This window comes from Vibrio coralliilyticus ATCC BAA-450, assembly GCF_000176135.1.
Taxonomy (GTDB): domain Bacteria; phylum Pseudomonadota; class Gammaproteobacteria; order Enterobacterales; family Vibrionaceae; genus Vibrio; species Vibrio coralliilyticus.
Map to the genome: position 1 here is coordinate 15,438 of NZ_ACZN01000016.1, position 18,935 is coordinate 34,372.

Annotated in this window: 22 protein-coding genes; 12 read left to right on the top strand and 10 right to left on the bottom strand. The window is 46.9% G+C overall.

All coding sequences use genetic code 11. The annotated features are described in order from the left end of the window. Nucleotides 1-96: 96 nt before the first annotated feature. From VIC_RS11265 to VIC_RS11280, 4 genes are read left to right on the top strand one after another with little or no spacing between them, the layout of a single operon-like run. Complete coding sequence (locus VIC_RS11265) at nt 97-393, top strand: c-type cytochrome (RefSeq protein WP_006959850.1); 297 nt, start codon at nt 97-99, stop codon at nt 391-393. 4 nt (nt 394-397) lie between these two features. Further along, entirely contained in the window at nt 398-1,624 is a 1,227-nt protein-coding gene (locus VIC_RS11270; protein ID WP_039951828.1) for a molybdopterin-dependent oxidoreductase, read from the top strand. Then, a complete protein-coding gene (locus tag VIC_RS11275; protein ID WP_006959852.1) occupies nt 1,624-2,037 on the top strand; it encodes a hypothetical protein in 414 nt (137 codons plus the stop codon). The genes VIC_RS11270 and VIC_RS11275 overlap by 1 nt, the downstream gene beginning before the upstream one ends. Then, on the top strand, nt 2,034-2,474 hold the full coding sequence (locus VIC_RS11280; protein WP_006959853.1) for a c-type cytochrome: 441 nt from the start codon (nt 2,034-2,036) through the stop codon (nt 2,472-2,474). Before VIC_RS11275 ends, VIC_RS11280 begins: the two co-directional genes overlap by 4 nt. A gap of 100 nt (nt 2,475-2,574) precedes the next feature. Here the strand turns inward: VIC_RS11280 and VIC_RS11285 are convergent, their stop codons facing one another. After that, a complete protein-coding gene (locus VIC_RS11285) occupies nt 2,575-3,057 on the bottom strand; it encodes a MarR family winged helix-turn-helix transcriptional regulator (protein WP_006959854.1) in 483 nt (160 codons plus the stop codon). 120 nt (nt 3,058-3,177) lie between these two features. Here VIC_RS11285 and VIC_RS11290 point away from each other — a divergent pair, with 120 nt between their 5' ends. Beyond that, nucleotides 3,178-4,077, top strand: a complete 900-nt coding sequence (locus tag VIC_RS11290) for a DMT family transporter (RefSeq protein WP_039951830.1) — start codon at nt 3,178-3,180, stop codon at nt 4,075-4,077. 48 nt (nt 4,078-4,125) lie between these two features. Here VIC_RS11290 and VIC_RS11295 read toward each other — a convergent pair whose 3' ends face one another. Together VIC_RS11295 and VIC_RS11300 are read right to left on the bottom strand one after the other, a co-directional pair. After that, nucleotides 4,126-6,609 (bottom strand): putative bifunctional diguanylate cyclase/phosphodiesterase, encoded by a 2,484-nt coding sequence (locus VIC_RS11295; RefSeq protein WP_006959856.1) that lies wholly within the window; start codon nt 6,607-6,609, stop codon nt 4,126-4,128. Then, entirely contained in the window at nt 6,606-7,724 is a 1,119-nt protein-coding gene (locus VIC_RS11300; RefSeq protein ID WP_006959857.1) for a substrate-binding domain-containing protein, read from the bottom strand. The genes VIC_RS11295 and VIC_RS11300 overlap by 4 nt, the downstream gene beginning before the upstream one ends. 82 nt (nt 7,725-7,806) lie before the next feature. On the opposite strand from VIC_RS11300, the gene VIC_RS11305 reads away from it, so the two are divergent. Continuing rightward, a complete protein-coding gene (locus tag VIC_RS11305) occupies nt 7,807-8,904 on the top strand; it encodes a substrate-binding domain-containing protein (protein ID WP_039951831.1) in 1,098 nt (365 codons plus the stop codon). An 81-nt stretch (nt 8,905-8,985) separates the two neighbouring features. Here VIC_RS11305 and VIC_RS11310 read toward each other — a convergent pair whose 3' ends face one another. Then, complete coding sequence (locus VIC_RS11310; protein WP_006959859.1) at nt 8,986-9,603, bottom strand: NUDIX hydrolase; 618 nt, start codon at nt 9,601-9,603, stop codon at nt 8,986-8,988. Between the two features lie 77 nt (nt 9,604-9,680). Further along, entirely contained in the window at nt 9,681-10,592 is a 912-nt protein-coding gene (locus VIC_RS11315) for a LysR family transcriptional regulator (RefSeq protein ID WP_006959861.1), read from the bottom strand. Nucleotides 10,593-10,710: 118 nt separating this feature from the next. Between VIC_RS11315 and VIC_RS11320 the strand changes: the two genes are divergently transcribed. From VIC_RS11320 to VIC_RS11330, 3 genes are all read left to right on the top strand, one after another. Continuing rightward, on the top strand, nt 10,711-11,028 hold the full coding sequence (locus VIC_RS11320) for a monooxygenase (RefSeq protein ID WP_006959862.1): 318 nt from the start codon (nt 10,711-10,713) through the stop codon (nt 11,026-11,028). Further along, the gene (locus tag VIC_RS11325) at nt 11,025-11,396 is read left to right on the top strand and encodes a hypothetical protein (protein WP_006959863.1); all 372 of its coding nucleotides are present in this window, start codon (nt 11,025-11,027) and stop codon (nt 11,394-11,396) included. Before VIC_RS11320 ends, VIC_RS11325 begins: the two co-directional genes overlap by 4 nt. A 115-nt stretch (nt 11,397-11,511) precedes the next feature. Beyond that, on the top strand, nt 11,512-12,759 hold the full coding sequence (locus VIC_RS11330) for a leucine-rich repeat-containing protein kinase family protein (RefSeq protein ID WP_006959864.1): 1,248 nt from the start codon (nt 11,512-11,514) through the stop codon (nt 12,757-12,759). A 26-nt stretch (nt 12,760-12,785) separates the two neighbouring features. Here the strand turns inward: VIC_RS11330 and VIC_RS11335 are convergent, their stop codons facing one another. After that, nucleotides 12,786-13,127 carry a winged helix-turn-helix transcriptional regulator gene (locus tag VIC_RS11335; protein ID WP_019277418.1) on the bottom strand — a complete coding sequence of 114 codons (342 nt, stop codon included), beginning with the start codon at nt 13,125-13,127 and terminating at the stop codon, nt 12,786-12,788. A gap of 104 nt (nt 13,128-13,231) precedes the next feature. Between VIC_RS11335 and VIC_RS11340 the strand changes: the two genes are divergently transcribed. Continuing rightward, nucleotides 13,232-13,999 (top strand): SDR family NAD(P)-dependent oxidoreductase, encoded by a 768-nt coding sequence (locus tag VIC_RS11340; protein WP_006959866.1) that lies wholly within the window; start codon nt 13,232-13,234, stop codon nt 13,997-13,999. Between the two features lie 25 nt (nt 14,000-14,024). Next, the gene (locus VIC_RS11345) at nt 14,025-14,681 is read left to right on the top strand and encodes a cupin domain-containing protein (RefSeq protein ID WP_006959869.1); all 657 of its coding nucleotides are present in this window, start codon (nt 14,025-14,027) and stop codon (nt 14,679-14,681) included. Nucleotides 14,682-14,733: 52 nt separating this feature from the next. On the opposite strand, the gene VIC_RS11350 is transcribed toward VIC_RS11345, so the two are convergent. Together VIC_RS11350 and VIC_RS11355 are read right to left on the bottom strand one after the other, a co-directional pair. Then, on the bottom strand, nt 14,734-15,465 hold the full coding sequence (locus VIC_RS11350; protein ID WP_006959871.1) for an SDR family oxidoreductase: 732 nt from the start codon (nt 15,463-15,465) through the stop codon (nt 14,734-14,736). Nucleotides 15,466-15,503: 38 nt separating this feature from the next. Further along, the gene (locus VIC_RS11355; RefSeq protein WP_006959873.1) at nt 15,504-16,409 is read right to left on the bottom strand and encodes a LysR family transcriptional regulator; all 906 of its coding nucleotides are present in this window, start codon (nt 16,407-16,409) and stop codon (nt 15,504-15,506) included. An 82-nt stretch (nt 16,410-16,491) separates the two neighbouring features. On the opposite strand from VIC_RS11355, the gene VIC_RS11360 reads away from it, so the two are divergent. Further along, a complete protein-coding gene (locus tag VIC_RS11360) occupies nt 16,492-16,728 on the top strand; it encodes a DUF2798 domain-containing protein (protein ID WP_006959879.1) in 237 nt (78 codons plus the stop codon). A 64-nt stretch (nt 16,729-16,792) separates the two neighbouring features. On the opposite strand, the gene VIC_RS11365 is transcribed toward VIC_RS11360, so the two are convergent. Together VIC_RS11365 and VIC_RS11370 are read right to left on the bottom strand one after the other, a co-directional pair. After that, the gene (locus VIC_RS11365) at nt 16,793-18,022 is read right to left on the bottom strand and encodes a lysozyme inhibitor LprI family protein (protein WP_039951833.1); all 1,230 of its coding nucleotides are present in this window, start codon (nt 18,020-18,022) and stop codon (nt 16,793-16,795) included. A gap of 169 nt (nt 18,023-18,191) precedes the next feature. Continuing rightward, nucleotides 18,192-18,908, bottom strand: a complete 717-nt coding sequence (locus VIC_RS11370) for a YebC/PmpR family DNA-binding transcriptional regulator (RefSeq protein WP_019277412.1) — start codon at nt 18,906-18,908, stop codon at nt 18,192-18,194. Nucleotides 18,909-18,935: the final 27 nt, after the last annotated feature.

The following is an 18,935-nucleotide window of genomic DNA, read 5'->3' on the forward strand; positions in this document are numbered from 1 at the left end:
ATTTATTTGAATTTTATTGATCGCAAAAACTCGTTCTAATGCGCGTGATTTTTAATCACCCAGCCTGCTTTATTAACCTAAGGCTTAGGAGACGTTTTGCGAAAGTCCATTCTTGCCCTGATCTTTTGTTCGCTGCCTGTCTTTGGGGCCGCCGACGATTACCAAAAACTCGCAAACATGTGTATCGCTTGCCACGGCAGTGACAACAATACTGCGTTTCCTTCTATCCCTAATCTGAAATGGCAGAACAAGCTCTACCTGACCAAACAGCTCTCCAACTTCAAAAACGGCCAGCGTCAGGATGCCACCATGACCAAAGTCGCCCAGTTGCTGTCTGAAGAGGATATCGAAAAGCTGGCCGATTACTTTTACACCCTGAACCATCAAGAGTAACCCCATGAGTTTAGATAGAAGACAATTTCTCAAGGCGGCCCTTTCCGCCACCGCCGTATCTGCGTTACCTGTATCTTGGGTGTTTGCTGCTAATCGACCGGAAAACGTTGCGGCTTTGGATATCAGCGCACTAACTTGGGCCAAAGCGGAAGATCTGCCGGATTACTACACGGTACTCAACACGAATCCGCTCAATGCTTATCCGCCAGAAAGCATGCTCGCGCCTCCTGTCACACCAGCAGGAGTGCCTTTTGTGCGTTGGAATGGTCAAATGCCGGACTTTTCTCAAATCGACCCAGAAACCTGGACATTTGAAGTGAAGGGAGAGTCGGTCAAGCAAAGCAAGACATACACCATTGCTGAGCTCAAATCTAAGTTCAAACATCACACCCAAAGTCTGGTATTGGAGTGCGGCGGTAACAGCCGCAATAACTTCTACCCAAGCACTAAGGGGAACCAGTGGAACAACGCTGGCGTGTATTGTGCCGAATGGACAGGCGTACTGCTTAGTGATGTGCTCAAAGACTGTGGTATCAAAGATGATGCGGTCTACACAGGCAACCATGGCTTTGACAAGCACTTGAGCGGTAAAGGCGAAGCCATCTCGCGTGGCGTGCCTATCAAAGCCGCGATGAACGACAACGCACTGATCGCGTGGGCCATGAACGGCGAGCCGATTCCTTACCTGCATGGTTACCCGCTACGTGTCGTCTTTGCGGGCCGACCAGCTTCCGTCTCACAAAAGTGCGCCACTGGGATCAGCGTTCGCAATCAAATCCACGATGGCCACAAAATGGCCGCCCCGGCTTATCAGGTGCCAAAATACCCGATTGCTCCCGGAGAGAAGGTCGATAATAAAGACTTTCGTATCATCGAAGAGATGATCGTCAAATCACTGATCACCTCACCTAAAAGCGGCACTGAGTTTGCTCTGGGTAAAACCGTCACGGTCAGCGGCCATGCATGGGCAGGTATGAGAAGCGTGGAGAAGCTTCAGGTGAGCTATGACTATGGCACGACATGGCATGACGCTAAACTGGAGAAGCCCGTCAACAAAGGCGCATGGCAACAATGGCAAGCCGATTTGGAACTGCCAATGGCGGGGTACTATGAGATCTGGGCTAAAGCAACCGACAGCGAGGGCGACAGCCAGCCCGTCGTCCAACCGCAATGGAACCCTAAAGGTTACCTGTTCAACGGCTGTCATCGTATTGCCATCAGGGTGTCGTGATGAAAAGGGCTACAGGCAAATCTCGTGCGATGTTTATCGCCTCACTGCTGGCGTTATCTGCACTCAGTGTGCAAGCGGAAGACGAAGCCAAGCTGACACCGGAACAGAAATACGGTGTCGATAAAGCTTCTGGGCTGATCATGGCGCCGGGGTGGGAATTGGTGAATGGCCAATGTAACGCCTGCCACACGAGTCTTATTGTGGCTCAGAACAGCGGTGATAAGGAACAGTGGCGAGAAACGATTCAGTGGATGGTGGACACACAAGGACTGTGGGATCTGTCAGACACTTGGGATCCGGTACTCAACTACCTCAGCACCTACTATCAGGATCAGGGCATCGATATGAACAAGTATCGACGTAAGCCGATTGAAAGTGCTTTGATGCCGCCAATGCGGGGAAAAACACAATGACACGCTCAATGTTTCACGCGCTTTGCCTAACGGGTGTATCTGCACTCTGCATCGCAGTATTGTCTGCTTGTTCAGAGGAGCCAGCAGCTCCGACACAACCATCAGACGCACTGTCAGTTGAGAAACCATCCGATACTGAGCAGTCACCTGAGGCTATCATCGATATCGCGGCGGGAGAGAGCTTGGTGACCAACCTCTGTAGCCAGTGCCATGGCGACAAAATCATCCCTTTCGTCCAGTCATACCCGAACATAAAAGGGCAAAAGGCGAATTATATCCTTAAACAGCTACGCGAGTTCAAAACAGATAAGCGTCAGGATCTGTATATGCAGTCGGTGGTGAAATCTTTGTCCGATCAGGACATGAAGAATGTCGCCGCCTTCTATAGCACGTTAGAACCGCTCGATCTTTACGATAAAAGCAAAGATTACCGTTAGGAGGATAAAGAAAGCTCTAACAGCCAACAAGATAAGTAAAGTTAGGTAAGATTGACCCGATGGGCACCAACTGTAGCGCCCATCGGGTCATGATTTGAGGTTATTCGAACTGAGTCTGCCAACCTTTGAGGATCTGATTAATCTGGTGCTTCTGGTTCGAGTTCATGCCTTTTACCAGTTTTTGCTGCACTTCAGCATGCTCTTCAATGATTTTATCAATCAAGGTGAATCCTTCATCCGTCAGTTGCACAGTAACACTGCGTCGGTCTTCTTTACTGTGCTCACGCACAATCAGGCTTTTAGACTCTAATTTATCCAGACGATTGGTCATCGCACCAGAAGTCAGCATCATTGAATCAATTAATTCAGAAGGGGTCAGGCGGAATGGTGAGCCACTGCGACGTAAGGTCGCCAGTACATCAAACTCACCTAGCTTTAAGTCATAGCGCTTATGTAATTGCGTGACTTCCGTTTCCATATATTTGGCAATTCTGAGCAGCCTGCCCATGATGGCCATGGGTTCAGTATCTAATTCGGGCTTTTCCTTTGCCCATTGATCGACCACTCTATCTATAGCGTCCATGAACAGATTTCTCCACTAAGAAAATGACGTTTCGAAGTATCTTAACATAAAGATACTTTACAAACAGAACTTTTAGGCGTACATTCACGCAAAAATATCTTAACGTAAAGATAAAAGATTATGAATATATTACTGGCTATGATCCCCGCCTTCTTCTGGGGAACAACATACGCAGTGACACAGTATAGTTTGACCGACTGGCCTCCACTACTACTTGGCGCCATTCGAGCATTGCCTGCCGGACTATTGTTACTGATGATTAAGCCGTCTCTGCCAAAAAAAGGAGACTGGCAAATTCTCTTCAGTCTTGGACTGATTAACATTGCGACCTTCTTCGGTCTGATTTTTGTTATGGCATTAACCCTGCCCTCGGCAATCTCAGGTGTCGGTATGGTGTCTGTACCGGTATTTGCCATGGTGTACAACTGGGTGGTCAACAAAAACCGTCCAAACTCTATTCAAGCTGTCTGTGGTGCTGCGTTGGTTGGTCTGGCGTGGATGCTATTCTCTCCAGGCTCCATCAGCCTCGACCCGATTGGTTTGGGTGCCATGCTGGCTGCCATCATGTGTATTGTTGCGGGTAGCTCTCTGACCAAGTCATTGGGCAATCGCATGCACTGGTGGACAGTACTGACATGGCAACTGATTCTCGGTGGTGCAATTTTGTCTGTTGCGGCAGGATTTCAGGCTGTCGTGGACCCAGCGCAATACAGCAACGCACTGGGGAATTTCTCACTACATAATGGCTTAGGTTTATTGTGGGTGGTAGGTCTTAATACGGCACTGGGATACGGCATGTACGTGTGGCTGCTGCAACGCATGACAGTGGTAGACTTTACCTTTGGTGGTATTGCCAACCCAATTGCTGGCATCTTAACGGGACTGGTGCTGCTGGGTGAATCCTTTAGCCCATTCCAGTACAGCTTGATGATTGGCATGATTGTGATGTCGCTTCTGCCACAGGCTATACTGGCACTGAGACAAAACAAGCCGTCGCCAGCACAATGTAAATCTAGCTGAGCAGATTACATCTATTGAAAAGGGCCACGTTAATGTGGCCCTTTTTGATTAACTAAAGGTGTCAGAAACAATGGCTGACTGTTCAATTGAATGAAGATAGTTAATCCACTCTTCGACTGGCAGAGGTTTAGCAAAATAATACCCCTGTGCACATCGGCAGCCAATCTGACGTAGGGTCTCTACATGAGACTCGGTTTCTACCCCTTCGGCAATCACTGAAAACTCAAGAATTTGTGCCAACTTAAGCACCGCTCGGGTAATTTCGTAGTCAACTTTTGAGGAATTCACATCTTCGATAAAACTCCGATCAAGCTTGATGCAATCTGCTGACAGATTTTTGAGTACCGACAGTGAAGAGTAGCCTGTTCCAAAGTCATCAATCGCAATCTTGTAGCCTTTCTCACGCAAGGTCGCAATAGTTCTAACGCAGGTTTCAAAATCACGCATCATGTCGCGTTCTGTGATTTCCAGTAGCAACTGATGCGGCTGGCAGTCGGTGTCATCCAATATCTGTTGCAACTGTTCAGCTAAATCAGTTCGATAGAACATACGCGCTGAAAAGTTGATAGAGAACAGCACACCTTGCAAATCGATACCCGCTCGCTGCCACTGAGTGATCAGATTCGCGACTTTTCTGAATACCCATTTATCGATCTCAGTAATTAAATCCGTTTTCTCGGCCACTTCAAGGAATTCAGCCGGTGGCAGCATCCCCAATTTAGGATGATTCCAGCGCACCAATGCCTCGGCCCCAACAATGGTGTTTGAGTCTAAATCGACCTTGGGTTGGAAATACACCACTAGCTCTTCATTAGCAATCGCTTGACGAAGGCCGATATTGGTCTCAACCAAGTCCGTCACTTCATGGGTCATCTTATCCGCGTAGACTTTGTACTGATCTCGGCCACATCGCTTCGCGTGGTACATAGCCGTATCCGCATTACGCACTAAGGTTTCACCATCCTTACCATGGAGTGGGAACTCACATACACCGATACTGGTAGAGACAAAAATCAGGTTGTCTTCAATGTAATACGGCTTGCGCAGCGCTTTGTTGATTCGCTCCGCCAGGGCTTCACCATCTTTGAGATTGGCATCAGAGATAACAATCATAAACTCATCACCGCCCATACGTGCGACAAACCCTGAGTCTCCAATAATCTTCGTCAGAATTTCAGAAATGTTTACTAGTAAGTTGTCCCCAGAAGCATGACCCAAAGAATCATTGATGGTTTTGAACTCGTCAGTATCGAGGTAGAGTAGAACGAAAGGAGCGCCACTTTGTTTGCTCTGTGCGATTTCACGTTCAAGCTGTTTCGTTGCCAATAAGCGGTTAGCCAAACCAGTCAGCGGATCATGGTGCGCGAGAAAGTCGAAATTCTTTTTCTCATCATGCAGCTCTAAATAAGCATCTGACAGACGAGAAGCCATGTTGTTGTAGGCACTTTCTATGTGTCCCCACTCGTCTTGGCGCCCTAAGTCGATCGGTTTTTTAATTGAGTCAGACTCAAGGCGATCAAAACCGTCCTTCAAATCATCAAGTGGTTTTCGAATATGACGACGCACCACATGACTCACCAACAATACTGACAGCAGAACTGCAGCAACACTCATGGTGACGGCATTGAGTCGCGATGCTTCTATCTCTTTTTCCAGCTTTTTGGTTAACTCAAGCGCCTGATTTAGTACTCGCGCTTCCGTGTTCTCGACCATGTTCAGTAGCTGAGTTTGTGCATCCACCAGCGAGGCCATCACAATCCAACGCTGTTCCAGATTAGCGCGAATACGTCTCAAGGCTGCGTTATAGCGTTTAACCGTACGATTGATACGTTTCTTCTGTGACACGACCGCTTCAGTTTTGATATCGACGTTTTCCAGATGAAGCAGGAAGATATCGAGCTCTTTTTCAACTTCAATCAACAGCACTTTTTCTGTTTCAGGGGTGATTCGGCTGTGTATATCACCGACCATTTTACCGGCAGAAAGAAACGCTTCGCGCAACATATTCACTAGGTCTAACTCATTGTTATAGCGCATAAAGTCAGGCTCATTAATGTGGCGAAGCTTGCTGTCAGCAATCGCAAGTTCCAGTTGATCCAACTGCTCTGCTAAGGTGTCGTCAATCTCATGAGTTTGCTTAAGAATACGATTTAACGCTAAAGAACTACCCAGAAAGCGATGGAAGCTTTCGATAAATGCATCAATCTTGAGTGAGAACTCCTGATTAGTAGAGAGGTCGCGCAGTCGCTGAAGTTGGAAGTCGACATTAAAAGCTTCTTCCGACAAGGTGGTTTCACTGAACAAGAACGTCTGCTCAAGCAGCTTAACCCTTGAAGTCAGAGCAAATACCCGCCGACTGATCTCGGAGTTCACGATCAGATCTGACACATGCGATGTGGTCTCCGTTTTAAGAGTCGACTCAACAGAGTGGAGCGAGCGAATGACCATAAACACCGCGAAGCTGACGATCAGCAAAGAAAGCAGGTTGGAAACAATCAAGCGCTGAGTTAGGTTGATAGGGCTGAATTTCATTGCGGCTTCCATATACTCAGATACGCTTCGCGATAGCCGTTTTGCGGATCATAAATCCCCGTATCTTTTTGACTGATTAACTCTGCAACATTGTCAGGCGTGACTAGGTGTACAGGGGCGGAGTAACCGCTAGGCGGCATGTTATGAAAGGCTCGATTAAGCTCATCAATGATTTGCCAACCTTGTAGATAAAGGGGCTCAGGTACAGTGGCAAGCTGAAAGAAATCACTGTCGATACGCTTGTACGCTGCTTTACTGCCATCTCCAGCAGAGATGTTCTGTGGAATAGGCTTGTTCTCTTCTAAAATCGACTCCAAAGAAGGAATCGCGTAATCAATGTACAGATCGTTGATGGCGAGTATGTGGGTAATTTCATCGCCATGTTTTTCCCACAATTGATCGAGTACAGCTGGCATTTGTTCAGCAATTTTATCCAACGGTAGCGCTTTAAGCTCTAACACTTTACACGTTTCACAGCGCTCAATTGCCGCAACCATAGCATCAGACTTAATCGTCGCGATCTTGTAGTTCGGATCGGTAAACACCAACGCATTCACCAAGCCATTGGAGTTAACGATGGCCAGTAATGCAGCTACCTCCGCAACAGCCAATGGATCAGTGGTGATGTTCATGTACAAGCCAATATCTGGATTGCCCCCTGCTAGCTCCGTGGCATGCCAACCAATAACCGTAATGCCTAAGCTTTCAGCAAGTTTGAGAATATCTTTATGTCGGTGCGCATCAATGCCACCTAACACAATCGCATCGGGTTCAAAGCCAATCGCCTTTCTTATGGCGGCCCCCTGGCGCACCTCTGAACCGAGACCGTCAATAAACCTTAAGTGCCAATCCAAGTGAGAAATAGCCTCAGACATGCCTTTCGCAACGCCATACACACCGCCATTGCGAAGGTCTGAAGCAACGAAAATGATGTTTCTGTCGTGAACAATTTTAGGGCCAGAACTAGGTCCATCCCACGCCTGATCGCTAGCTATTGCAAGCGTTACTTTATCTTTGGCATAGGTAAAAAAATCGGTGTCAGTTGTGTCTGCAAATAACGGCAAGCTACAAACAGAGGCGAGCAACACGCTCGCCAAAATTAAAACTTTATGCATATTAATTATAAAAATCTTTAACTCATAATTTTTATATATTTATAATAATGTTAATACACAATCAAAACATTTGGTAACAAGTATGCGATTTCACGTTAATAGAGTGCTAACAGCCGTGCTGACGGGTACTCTATGTGTTTCATCTTTTGCTTTTAGTTCAGAGACTTCCCACACTCAACAAGATAAAATCAAGCTTGAAACATTTCAAAAGACAGTCAGTGGGGAACCGGTCCCTTTAAACAGGCCTTCAGCCGATAAACCAATCAAAATCGCCTTAATTTACCCAAGTGCGGATATTTCTGATTTCTGGGTACGCAACTACACGGCTCTAGTCAAACGCCTCGAAGATCTCGACGTACCTTTTGAAATCGTTCAATACACCTCTAAACAAATCGAACACTCATTGCAAACGCAATACACCAAACAGGTGTTAAACGCTGCTAAGCCCTACGATTTCGTGATTTTTGGCCCGTCAGAACTCGGCTTGCAGTCAGGAAACATCCAGAAGTTGTCTGCCTCCGATAAGTTCAAAACCTTTATCTGGGCTTTCCATACTCCAGATTCTCAGTGGCAGCACCAGCCAGATGCGTGGTTTGATTTCTCCAGTGCAATGGGCGCAGAGGTATTGTGTGAACACGTTGTCAAACACCTAGGTAACGAGGTCGACTTTGCAGCCAATCGAGGTATTCCTGGCATTACAGATACCCAACGTTCTCAAGGGTTTATTGACTGTGTAGAAGAAAAAGGAGACTGGCTGACAGCCTATGAGCATTTCGGTCAGTACCAAAAACTCGGCGGCGCTGATGGTGTCAAACTGGTGCTGGATAATTTCCCTGAAGTCACCATGATTCACAACGCGAATACTGCGATGACAATGGGCGCGGTAGATGCCTTAGGGGAAGCAGGGAAGCTCTCTGACATTTATGTGACTGGCTGGGGTGGAACAGCGAAAGAAATTGAAAAAATACGCTCTGATGAATTAGATGCGACGCCGATGCGCATGAGCGATGATCTCGGCGTCGCAACAGCTGAAGCCATCAAATTTCATCTGGAAAGTCGAGCAGAAGAATTACCACAGATCTATCTTGGCCGCATTACCGTCGTGCATAGTGACATGGACCATACTGAGCTCGATAAACTGACACGTGAAGCCTTTCGATACTCGGGGTCAAATAATTAAGAGCATTCACCACCAATAAGCACAAACGCCATGACAATGTCATGGCGTTTCACTTTACACTGTAAACACAAGTTCTCACTGTTAATCAACGTAAATAGGCTTATCAGGGTTGGCGAGATAGTCAAACATCATCTCGATGTCTTCGACTAATACGCGTCCTTGGGAGAGTTGAGGAAGCTCATCCGGTGCAAAAAATTCAATCTCAGAAATCTCAATATTAGTCGTCGCGTCACCAGATACAAAATCGCACAGAAAGAATAACTTATAGATATGAAACGGAAACTCAGGTTGATAGTTATGTATCGCACGATCTTTCACCGCCACCAGCCGAGGGTTATTCACCACATAACCCGACTCTTCCAATACTTCACGCACAACACCTGCTTTCGGTGTTTCACATACATCACCCCAACCACCGGGTAGCGTCCAGCAATTATCCTCTCTTTCTCTGACTAAGAGTATTTTTCCATCCTTGATCACCGCAGCACGTAGATCTATTTTTGGTGTTGGATAACCTGATTCCGGAATAAACAGTTTCTGTACCTGCTCAACTGGGCTGCCACTCAAATGAGCAAACATTTGATGGGCAATCTCATCTAACTGGTGGTAGCGCTCCAGATCGTACTTATCTCTACCATACGTTTCGCCAGCCTGTGCGATAGCTTTAATTTGTTTAGCCCAATCTAACCAAGGTTGCATTTACGTTGACCTTCAAAAATCCAAAGTTAGCGTCCATAATAACGCTTTCGCTGGGCAGGTATTCGCTGATCATCTCACTACTGGCATTTTTCACCAGATTCTGACCAAGCTCCATTCAGCAATAACTCATAGAAGCACCGCGCTGCTGGGCCGGTTTTGGCCCCTTTGGGTAGAGTAAGATGAAGCGGGACCTGATAACAGTCACTCTCCTCCACATTAAGTACTTGCAGTTGTCCCTGATTTCGCTTGGCAACAATGTGAGTCGGCAAACGGCAAAAACCCACACCCTGCTCTACCGCGCGAAAGGCGTGGTCAAAGTTATCGACAGTAATTCTCTGGTTGGATTTCAGCCAGCCGACATTTTGCGCCTGCTCATTGGTTTGAGGCGCGCCAAGATCGCGAATAACGATCTGACAATGCGTTGCGAAATCAGCCATAGTTAGACTCGCTTGCTGAGCAAGCGGGTGTTCAGTCGACACAACAGGAACCATGCTGGTCAGCGCAAATGCCTGTGCCGGATAGTTGGTGACTGGTAGGGTAATGATGGCAATATCAGCCTGTGCACTAGTGACCATGTCAGATGTTTTCGATAGTGACGTTTCCACAACCTGAATCGAAGTCGCGCTGTTTTGCCTGAGGTAATGTGCCATTGGACGATAAAGCAAAAACGGATCGCACAAGTGATCCATTGCAACAGTTATTTCAGACTCAACGCCAGCTGCGATCTGCTGGCTAAGATCCTCAAGTTCTCTTGCCTGATCCAGCATGCTATTTGCTCTACGCAGCAGAGACTGGCCATGGTCAGTCAATGTTGCTCGCTTACCTTTTACTTCAACAAGCTGAACACTGAGTTGCTCTTCCAGCTTTTTGACCGAGTAAATCAAGGTCGTATGGCTCTTATTGAGTGCGACCGCGGCGGCCTGAATGCTACCAGCTCTGTCTATCTCACGAAGCGTGACCCATTGCTCTAACGTGCTTTTTAGTCTCACCGCTTTAACCTGTCAGTTTTTTAGACAATTATACGCAATATTATGAACTTTTCTGTTTATTTTTTATAGGCAACAATCATCCCAACAGCAACCAAACACCACTTACGGAGAAACCATCATGAAACTATTGCAAGTCGATTTTGAATACCACGGTCCGATGGGAGAAGAAATGTCTCAGGCGCTGATAAAGCTGGCTGAGTCAATCAATCGCGAACCGGGCATGATCTGGAAAATCTGGACTGAGAGTAAAGCTGAAAAGCTCGGCGGTGGAATCTACCTGTTTGAAGATGAAACCTGCGCTCAACGCTATCTTGAGATGCACGCTGCACGCTTAAAACAAATGGGGGTCGCAGAAGTACGCGGCATTATCTTCGACATCAACCAACCACTGACAGCCATAAACCAAGGCCCTGTCAATCAGCAGGTAGTACAATGAACAACAAAACCTTCCTAACCCTACATGGCGGTATTTATACTGCCTTTGCTATCGCCCTATTCTTTCTGCCCCATGTGATGTGGCCGATGTATGGCGTAGAAATTAATGATCAATACGCCTACTTCTTATCTCAACATACCAGCATCTTTTTGGGCGGGGTGGCAGCTGTCAGTTTGTTGCTGCGCCACATTGAACACAGAGAAACAATGCGTCAGCTGTTTAAAGCTCTGGTGGTGACCAACCTACTTGGCCTCGTAATCACCGGCTACGCAGGGTTTATCGGCATTTTTGTCGGTTTTGGCTGGAGTGACCCGGCGTTTTTCACTCTGCTGACCATACTGAGCTATCGGCAACTCGCCCAGCAATAACGTAGTGACGAGCGCCTCTTATGATTAGGCGCATCGTCCTTGTCTCGCCTTTCATCCATTTACTGCGTAGAATACGCGCTCTTTTCCATCCCCAAACATTTATAGGCAGACAAGTTTGCATACAGTAGAACAACTAAGAAATGGCCAGCTGGCAGGCATTCAGCGCCTTCAGCTTTCTGAGCAATTAACTGAGTTACCACGTGAGATCTTAACGTTATCTGACAGCTTAGAGATCCTCGATGTGTCCAACAACCTACTGTGTGAACTGCCGGAATGGCTGACTGAACTTACCCAACTCAAGATTGTTTTTGCTTCCAATAACCGTTTTACCCGTCTTCCTTTGGTGCTCGGTCAATGTGAACGGTTAGAAATGGTTGGCTTTAAGAGCAATCAAATTGTCCGTGTCGCGGAAGAATCTCTACCAGAGCAACTCCGCTGGCTGATTCTGACAGATAACCAAATAGAGCAACTACCAGAATCTTTAGGCCATAGACCACGACTGCAAAAACTGGCGTTAGCGGGTAACAAGATCACGGCTCTGCCAAAGAGCTTTAAAAATTTGCTTAACTTAGAGCTAGTCAGGCTGTCAGCCAACCAAATCGATGTGTTTCCTCAAGTCTTGCTTGAGCTGCCAAAACTGGCTTGGATGGCATTTGCAGGCAACCCATTCTGTGAGCGTCTGTCACACAACGAAAGTGTCCCTCAGATCTCATCGGCCAGTTATTCAATGAATCACGTGCTTGGCCAAGGCGCTTCTGGGGTAATCTCACACGCAAACTGGCTCGATAAGGATTTTGATTTCCCAGCAGAAGTAGCGGTAAAAGTGTTTAAAGGCGAAGTAACCAGTGACGGTTACCCGCAAGATGAGTTACAAGCTTGTCTGCAGGCTGGACATCACACTAACCTAGTCAAATCGATTGCACAGTTGAGCGAAGATAACCACCTTGCGCTCGTCATGGAGTTAATCCCATCAGATTATTTTAATTTGGGATTGCCGCCGACTCTAAACACCTGTACGCGTGATGTATTCAAACCGGAATTTATCCTTAGTGCCAAAAAGATCGAATACATCGTTGACCAAATGCTCAACGTTTTCAGCCACCTGCATGACAACAAAGTCTGTCATGGTGATTTGTATGCCCACAATGTGTTGATCAATGCACAAGGTGAGATGATATTCGGCGATTTCGGGGCAGCTTCAGTCTATGACTATCTGACTGACGCTCAGCAGCAAGGTGTGCGCCGTGTTGAGGCCAGAGCTTTGAGTCACTTTATTGAGGACCTACTGTCAGTTTGCGATCGTAATGACATAGGTAGCACCAGTCATCAACGCTTAAGTAACATGATGCGTTTGGCGGGCTAACCAATGTATGGGTGAGTCACTGTGGCTCACCCGATTTGATCGATTTCGTCTTGTAAGGCTTCCAGCTGTTCAAGAATGGCTAAAAATTTCTCTCCGAACTCTGTAACCTGATACTCCACCCTTGGTGGCAACTCGTTATAAATCACTTTATCGAGTATTCCAAACTCCACATTGCGCTTAAGACACTGGTTCAACACCTTCGTCGATAGCCCCTCAACATTGCGCACCATTTCTCCCGGTCGATTTACACCTGCAGCGAGTAATTGATAGACCGTTAGCGACCATTTGCAGCCATAGATTGCTTCCACCATTCGGGCACTGCTTTGGGGTGCAGTTTTTCTCGTAAAAAGTTTTTCTTTGTTATTCATAAAGATGTACCAAAAAGTACCTACCCTACTGATTTGTACTTACTATTCAGTGATTTACATTGCTCCTAATATTAGCACGTCCGAATCAGTCAGGAGAAAGAAAAATGACATACAGTAATCGAGGTACAGCACTCATCATTGGTGGTTCGAGCGGCATGGGTTTTGAAACCGCCAAGCAACTGCTAGAAAATCAAGTCCCAGTCACGCTAGTAGGAAGAAATGCCGACAAGCTAGCACAGGCGGCTAGCGAGCTTGGTGAGTTGGGCATGGTAAAAACGCATCAGGCGGATTTATATGATGCAGACTCTGTCTCGCAACTTGTGCAAAACATCCAAGACTCTCAACAAACCATCGGTTATTTAGTCAATGCTGCGGGCTACTTTAATCCCAAAGCCTTCATTGACCATACTGAACAAGATTATGATCGCTACCACCAGCTTAATAAGGCGATATTTCAAATCACGCAGGCCGTTGCGCAAAAGATGATTCAGGCCAACCGTGGTAGTATTGTCAATATTGGTTCCATGTGGGCGAAACAAGCGATTAAAGCCACACCTTCTTCCGCCTACTCAATGGCTAAAGCGGGTCTACATGCGCTGACTCAGCACTTAGCGATGGAATTGGCGGATTATAATATTCGAGTCAACGCTGTCTCGCCTGCCGTGGTAAAAACGCCCATCTATGAAGCGTTTATTGACCCTAAAGAAGTCGATCAGGCTTTGGAAAGCTTTAACGATTTTCACCCGATAGGCCGAGTCGGAACCGCGGCAGATGTGGCGAACAGCATCAGCTTTTTGCTCTCGGATCAGGCAAGCTGGGTAACAGGAGCAGTCTGGGACGTGGATGGCGGCGTGATCGCAGGCCGTAACTAATGCATATCAACCTAAGGAGTAACTGATGCTCAATATGAACTTTGCCCAGCGCGTCGTAATTGATACTGAGTCGATGCCTTGGGTTGCTAGCCCAGCCAAAGGCGTTTGGCGCAAACCGCTAGAGCGAGAAGACGCAGAATCCGGTCATACAACCAGTGTTGTACGCTACGATGCGGGCTCTCGTTTCAACACGCATCCACATCCAATGGGAGAAGAAATATTCGTCTTGGAAGGTATCTTCTCCGATGAACAGGGGGACTACCCCGCAGGCACCTATCTGCGTAATCCACCAGGCAGTCAACACGCTCCTTTCAGCGATCAAGGTTGTACCATCTTGGTGAAACTGAATCAGTTTGATGAGAGAGATAGCGCGAGCATCAGGGTGAACACCCGCACGCAAGCTTGGTTACCTGGAATTGGCGGCCTTGAAGTGATGCCATTGCATGAGTTCGAACATGAACACGTCGCTTTGGTAAAATGGCCAGAGGGAGAAAGATTTCAGCCGCATCGACATTTTGGCGGTGAAGAGATCTTTGTCCTCTCAGGAGAGTTCGCCGACGAACATGGCCGCTACCCAAAAGGGAGCTGGTTACGTAGCCCACATATGAGCGAGCATTTTCCTTTTGTTGAGCAGGAAACAATCATTCTGGTCAAAACAGGGCATTTGCCCTTATTACGCTAAATGATTCGATAAAATGGCCATCTGGTTAACCTAGATGGCCAGTTCAATCACCCTACTTTCCACCGGCTATATCAATGAACGAACCAGTCACAAACGACGCTTCGTCAGACAACAACCATGCTATCGACTGAGCAACCTCTAGTGCCGTACCACCACGTCCAAGCGGAATTTGAGAAGCGAGTCGGTCTACACGCCCTGGTTCACCGCCATCGGCGTGCATCTCAGTGTAAATGCAGCCCGGCCTGACGCCATTGACTCGAATATCACGTTCAGCCAGCTCTAGAGATAAACCTTTAGTTAAGGAATCCATCGCGCCTTTCGATGCCGCATAATCGACATACTCAAACGGCGCACCCGTTCTTGATGCTGCCGAAGAGACGTTGACAATCGCCCCTGAAGCATCCAGTTGATTGATAAACGCTTTACAGCACAGGAAACAACTCACCACATTGGATTCCATCACCTGTCTAAATCGGCCTACATCGACCTTATTCAATGTCGTTTGCTGGAACAATACACCCGCGTTGTTCACCAGATGAGTCACCATACCAAAACGAGCGTTGACGGCACTGAACATAGTTTCAACTTGACCTTCATCAGACACATCCGCCTGATGCGCGAACGCACGACCACCTGACTGAGTTATCGCCTCCACAACCTCATCAGCACGCTGGTGGTTTTTAAGATAATTGACACACACTGCGTAGCCCTGCTGCGCAAGAAGCTTGGCAGTTTCTGCTCCAATCCCTCTTCCCGCGCCTGTAACGATGACCACTTTATCCATCTGCTCGTCCTTTCCTTATCTTTTCTATTAGGTTGGTTTTACACTGTAAAATGCGTCGGTTCCTGCATTTTCGCCACACCACTCATTAAACGCTCAACCAGTAAGGTCAACGCCTTAGGTTGGTAGCGCCTTTGCTTGTACACCAGATACGCCTGTCTCACACTACGCTGATACTGAGGCAAAACCCGAACAATATTCATCCCTTTATGGACGTGCCTAAACGGTAAAGAAGCCACACCCAGCCCTTTTTCAACCGCTCCGCATACCGCCAGAATATCGTTAACAATCAACTTAGGTTTGACAGTCATGACATCAACTAAACGTTCTTGTTCGTAAACCGAGATGTCTAATGCATGATCGACACTAACCCAATCCAGTTTGCTGAGTTGCTGTAAATCTTCCACAACGCCCACCTTCTCTAAGTATTCAGGGCTGGCAAAAAATGCATGACGAGCTTTAAACAAAGGCCTGGCTATCATGTCATTCATCTCTGCCAAATCGAAGGTGATCAATAAGTCTCGGTCAGTTTGGGGAACGGCTTGCTCCTGGCTGAGCACTAAGTCGAGTGAGACTTTGGGGTAATCAACCAGAAACTGCTCAACGACATCCCCCACAAAAGCGCGGTAGAAGTTGTGTGGGATCGCTAACTTTATCTTGCCGGAAACTTGCTGCGTATCTGAGACCATTTGGCCAAATCCAGACTCGATCGACTCCATACCGCTCTGCAACAACTCAAACGCCTGAACACCACTTTGTGTTGCGACCAGCTCCCTTCCCTTCTTCTCAAGCAATCTAATATTCAGACGCTGTTCTAAGGTCGAGAGGCGGCGCGACATAGTTGATACAGGCAATTGCAGCTTCTTAGACGCTGCCAGTAAAGAACCTTCTTCTACAACGCAACAGAACAAATAAAGGTCGTCGATGTTTCCAAATATGGAATTCATGCTTCTAAACCTGCTTATTTTTTTCACTTATGGCTAGTTATATCCTTAATGACAACATAAGAACAAGCAGAGGAGGCGAAATATGAGTCGCAAACATTTTTGGATTTCAGCCCTACTTTCTTCATTGACTATGGCCGTCATCATGTCTGGATTAATTTCTGGCTATAAACTTGGTTTTAGTAGCGAATGGCCAGCGATCTGGCTCGACAGTTTTATTCTTGCGTGGCCAGCAGCACTCGTACTCAACCTGACCGTATTACCGCTAATACGTAAGCTCTCAAACTGGTTAGCTGGAGTAGGTACTGTATCACAAGCCTAATGCTGGATTTTTGAGATTGGAGGGAGCGCCTGGTTGTACTCCCTCTTCTACGATTTTGAAGTACTTATGGAATAATGATGTCGCGCAGTTGCTGTTCTCTTTGAGCAGTGAGCCAATTTAAGCATTGCTCTTTTAGCGACGGATGGGGTGCAGCCACCAGACGACAGGTCGCATCTCGGTGCTTTATCCATTGCCTTTGAACCTCTCGCAACTCCAAAGATTGAGGTTTTGGCAACGCATACTCTGGTGATGGCAGCTTGAGATAGTCCATCACTTCTTGATAAGTCGCATTTAGACGCCTATCCGTTTCTGCCAGAGGTGTAGGTACGCTCTCGATGTTGCCCCGAACCGCTTTTTCCAAAGCTTCTAGGTAATCGTTTTTCTGTTCTTGGATGGAATCCGTTATCCACGCAGCTCTCCCAGAACCGCCATGCATTTCTTCTTGCTGTGCTTTAAGAGTGACAAAGGTCGTCATTTCGTTATAAGCAGCCTCCATCAATCCTGAATAGTTACCTGAGAGTTCCGCCTTTAAAGAACTCAGAGCACTCTGGCGCTGTTTTTCTTGCTTGTCCGCGATTCGCTGAGCGCAATACCCCATCCCTGCTCCACTTGTCACGTATTGACATAGATCGAACGGCACCACTTGGTTATCTTTCCAGTGCTGATAGTAATCTTTGACTGCATATGACAGCTCAGCGGGAACCCAACCACCACGGGTGATGAGCCAGAAAACGAGCTCTGGGTCTGGTTTACCAAACACGCTACCTTCACGCGAGGCCTGTTCTGCCAGCTCCCAAACATCATAAAATGGCCAGTCGCCATCTTCATCCTTTACGCCATACCTCTCGATAAACGCTTCTACGTCCCGCTCAGGTAACTCTGCAGCATAGCGAATCGTTTGGATTTTCTGTTCTTCATCATAAATTGATAAAGCGGGGTTGTGTTGTTTGGCCTTCTGATAAGTCTCAAGCGCACTTTTAGGGTCTGACATTGATATACTGCCCGCTCTAAAGAACACCTTCTCAAGGTAGTTGTCTAGTGCCTCTTGATGGCCTTGCAAAGCGGCTTGCTGATAGTGATAGACACTCTGCTGGTCAGACAGGATGTATTGGTAAGCGAGCCTGAAATGCGCCTCAGCGCTGCCCTGTTCTGCGGCCATCGTGTACAACGATTTGGCTTGCTCCTTTTCACCCTGTTCATAGAGTGTATTGGCTCGTTCGAGCACATCCGTCTGTGCAGAGATGGCGGGAAATGCTACGTAGCAGCTAAGAAATATCGCAAGTCGTTTACTCATCTGTCGTCCGGTACCTTATCTAACCAGCATCTATTGAAAGGTTTTATTACCTAAAAGACAACGGCTTGTCTAATCAGATGATGAGTTTTCTCAGTGTTCAGAAACAAAAAAAGGAATCACGAGGATCCCTTTTTTAGCAATTTTTTAGCACATGTTAGTGTGTCAGAGATTACAGCTCAGCGTTGTGGTAAACCTGCTGAACGTCATCACAATCATCTAGCATGTCGAGGAATTTCTGGAATTTCTCTGCATCTTCACCCGCAACAGGCGTGTGAGTTTGAGGAACGAATGTAATTTCTTCGACATCAAGCGTTAGATCTGGGAAAGCGCCGTTTAGAGCAGTCTTAGTTTTGAAGAACTCCGTGTGAGGAGCGAATACCGTAATCACGCCATCTTCAAGTTCAACGTCAGTAACATCCACATCATCCATCATTAGCGTTTCTAGAATGATCTCGTCATCATCGCCTTTGAACTGGAATACCGCTTGGTGATCAAACATATGCGAAACTGAACCTTCAACGCCAATTTTCGCACCAGTTTTAACAAAACACTGGCGTACATCTTGGAAAGTACGGTTACCGTTATCTGTTAGACAATCAACGATAACACTAGTACCGCCAGGGCCGAAGCCTTCGTAACGTGCAGGAACGTAGTCTTCACCGCCGCCACCGTTGGCTTTATCAATTGCTTTGTCGATAACGTGTGCAGGAACTTGGTCTTTTTTCGCTTTTGCGATCAGGTGCTTAAGAGACAAGTTCATGTCTGGGTCTGCACCACCATTTTTCGCGCACATGTAAATTTCTTTACCGTATTTGGAATAAACTTTAATTTTTGCGCCAGCTGTTTTCGCCATCGAGGCTTTGCGCACTTCAAAACTTCTTCCCATCGGGATGTTCTCTCTAATTCAATTTAA

Coding starts and splice junctions, on each gene's coding strand:
- VIC_RS11295 (WP_006959856.1), bottom strand. CDS start 6,609: ATGAAATTCAGCCCTATCAACCTAACTCAGCGCTTGATTGTTTCCAAC.
- VIC_RS11355 (WP_006959873.1), bottom strand. CDS start 16,409: ATGAATTCCATATTTGGAAACATCGACGACCTTTATTTGTTCTGTTGC.
- VIC_RS11365 (WP_039951833.1), bottom strand. CDS start 18,022: ATGAGTAAACGACTTGCGATATTTCTTAGCTGCTACGTAGCATTTCCC.
- VIC_RS11310 (WP_006959859.1), bottom strand. CDS start 9,603: ATGCAACCTTGGTTAGATTGGGCTAAACAAATTAAAGCTATCGCACAG.
- VIC_RS11350 (WP_006959871.1), bottom strand. CDS start 15,465: ATGGATAAAGTGGTCATCGTTACAGGCGCGGGAAGAGGGATTGGAGCA.
- VIC_RS11270 (WP_039951828.1), top strand. CDS start 398: ATGAGTTTAGATAGAAGACAATTTCTCAAGGCGGCCCTTTCCGCCACC.
- VIC_RS11345 (WP_006959869.1), top strand. CDS start 14,025: ATGCTCAATATGAACTTTGCCCAGCGCGTCGTAATTGATACTGAGTCG.
- VIC_RS11300 (WP_006959857.1), bottom strand. CDS start 7,724: ATGCATAAAGTTTTAATTTTGGCGAGCGTGTTGCTCGCCTCTGTTTGT.
- VIC_RS11335 (WP_019277418.1), bottom strand. CDS start 13,127: ATGAATAACAAAGAAAAACTTTTTACGAGAAAAACTGCACCCCAAAGC.
- VIC_RS11370 (WP_019277412.1), bottom strand. CDS start 18,908: ATGGGAAGAAGTTTTGAAGTGCGCAAAGCCTCGATGGCGAAAACAGCT.
- VIC_RS11280 (WP_006959853.1), top strand. CDS start 2,034: ATGACACGCTCAATGTTTCACGCGCTTTGCCTAACGGGTGTATCTGCA.
- VIC_RS11340 (WP_006959866.1), top strand. CDS start 13,232: ATGACATACAGTAATCGAGGTACAGCACTCATCATTGGTGGTTCGAGC.
- VIC_RS11325 (WP_006959863.1), top strand. CDS start 11,025: ATGAACAACAAAACCTTCCTAACCCTACATGGCGGTATTTATACTGCC.
- VIC_RS11285 (WP_006959854.1), bottom strand. CDS start 3,057: ATGGACGCTATAGATAGAGTGGTCGATCAATGGGCAAAGGAAAAGCCC.
- VIC_RS11320 (WP_006959862.1), top strand. CDS start 10,711: ATGAAACTATTGCAAGTCGATTTTGAATACCACGGTCCGATGGGAGAA.
- VIC_RS11360 (WP_006959879.1), top strand. CDS start 16,492: ATGAGTCGCAAACATTTTTGGATTTCAGCCCTACTTTCTTCATTGACT.
- VIC_RS11305 (WP_039951831.1), top strand. CDS start 7,807: ATGCGATTTCACGTTAATAGAGTGCTAACAGCCGTGCTGACGGGTACT.
- VIC_RS11275 (WP_006959852.1), top strand. CDS start 1,624: ATGAAAAGGGCTACAGGCAAATCTCGTGCGATGTTTATCGCCTCACTG.
- VIC_RS11290 (WP_039951830.1), top strand. CDS start 3,178: ATGAATATATTACTGGCTATGATCCCCGCCTTCTTCTGGGGAACAACA.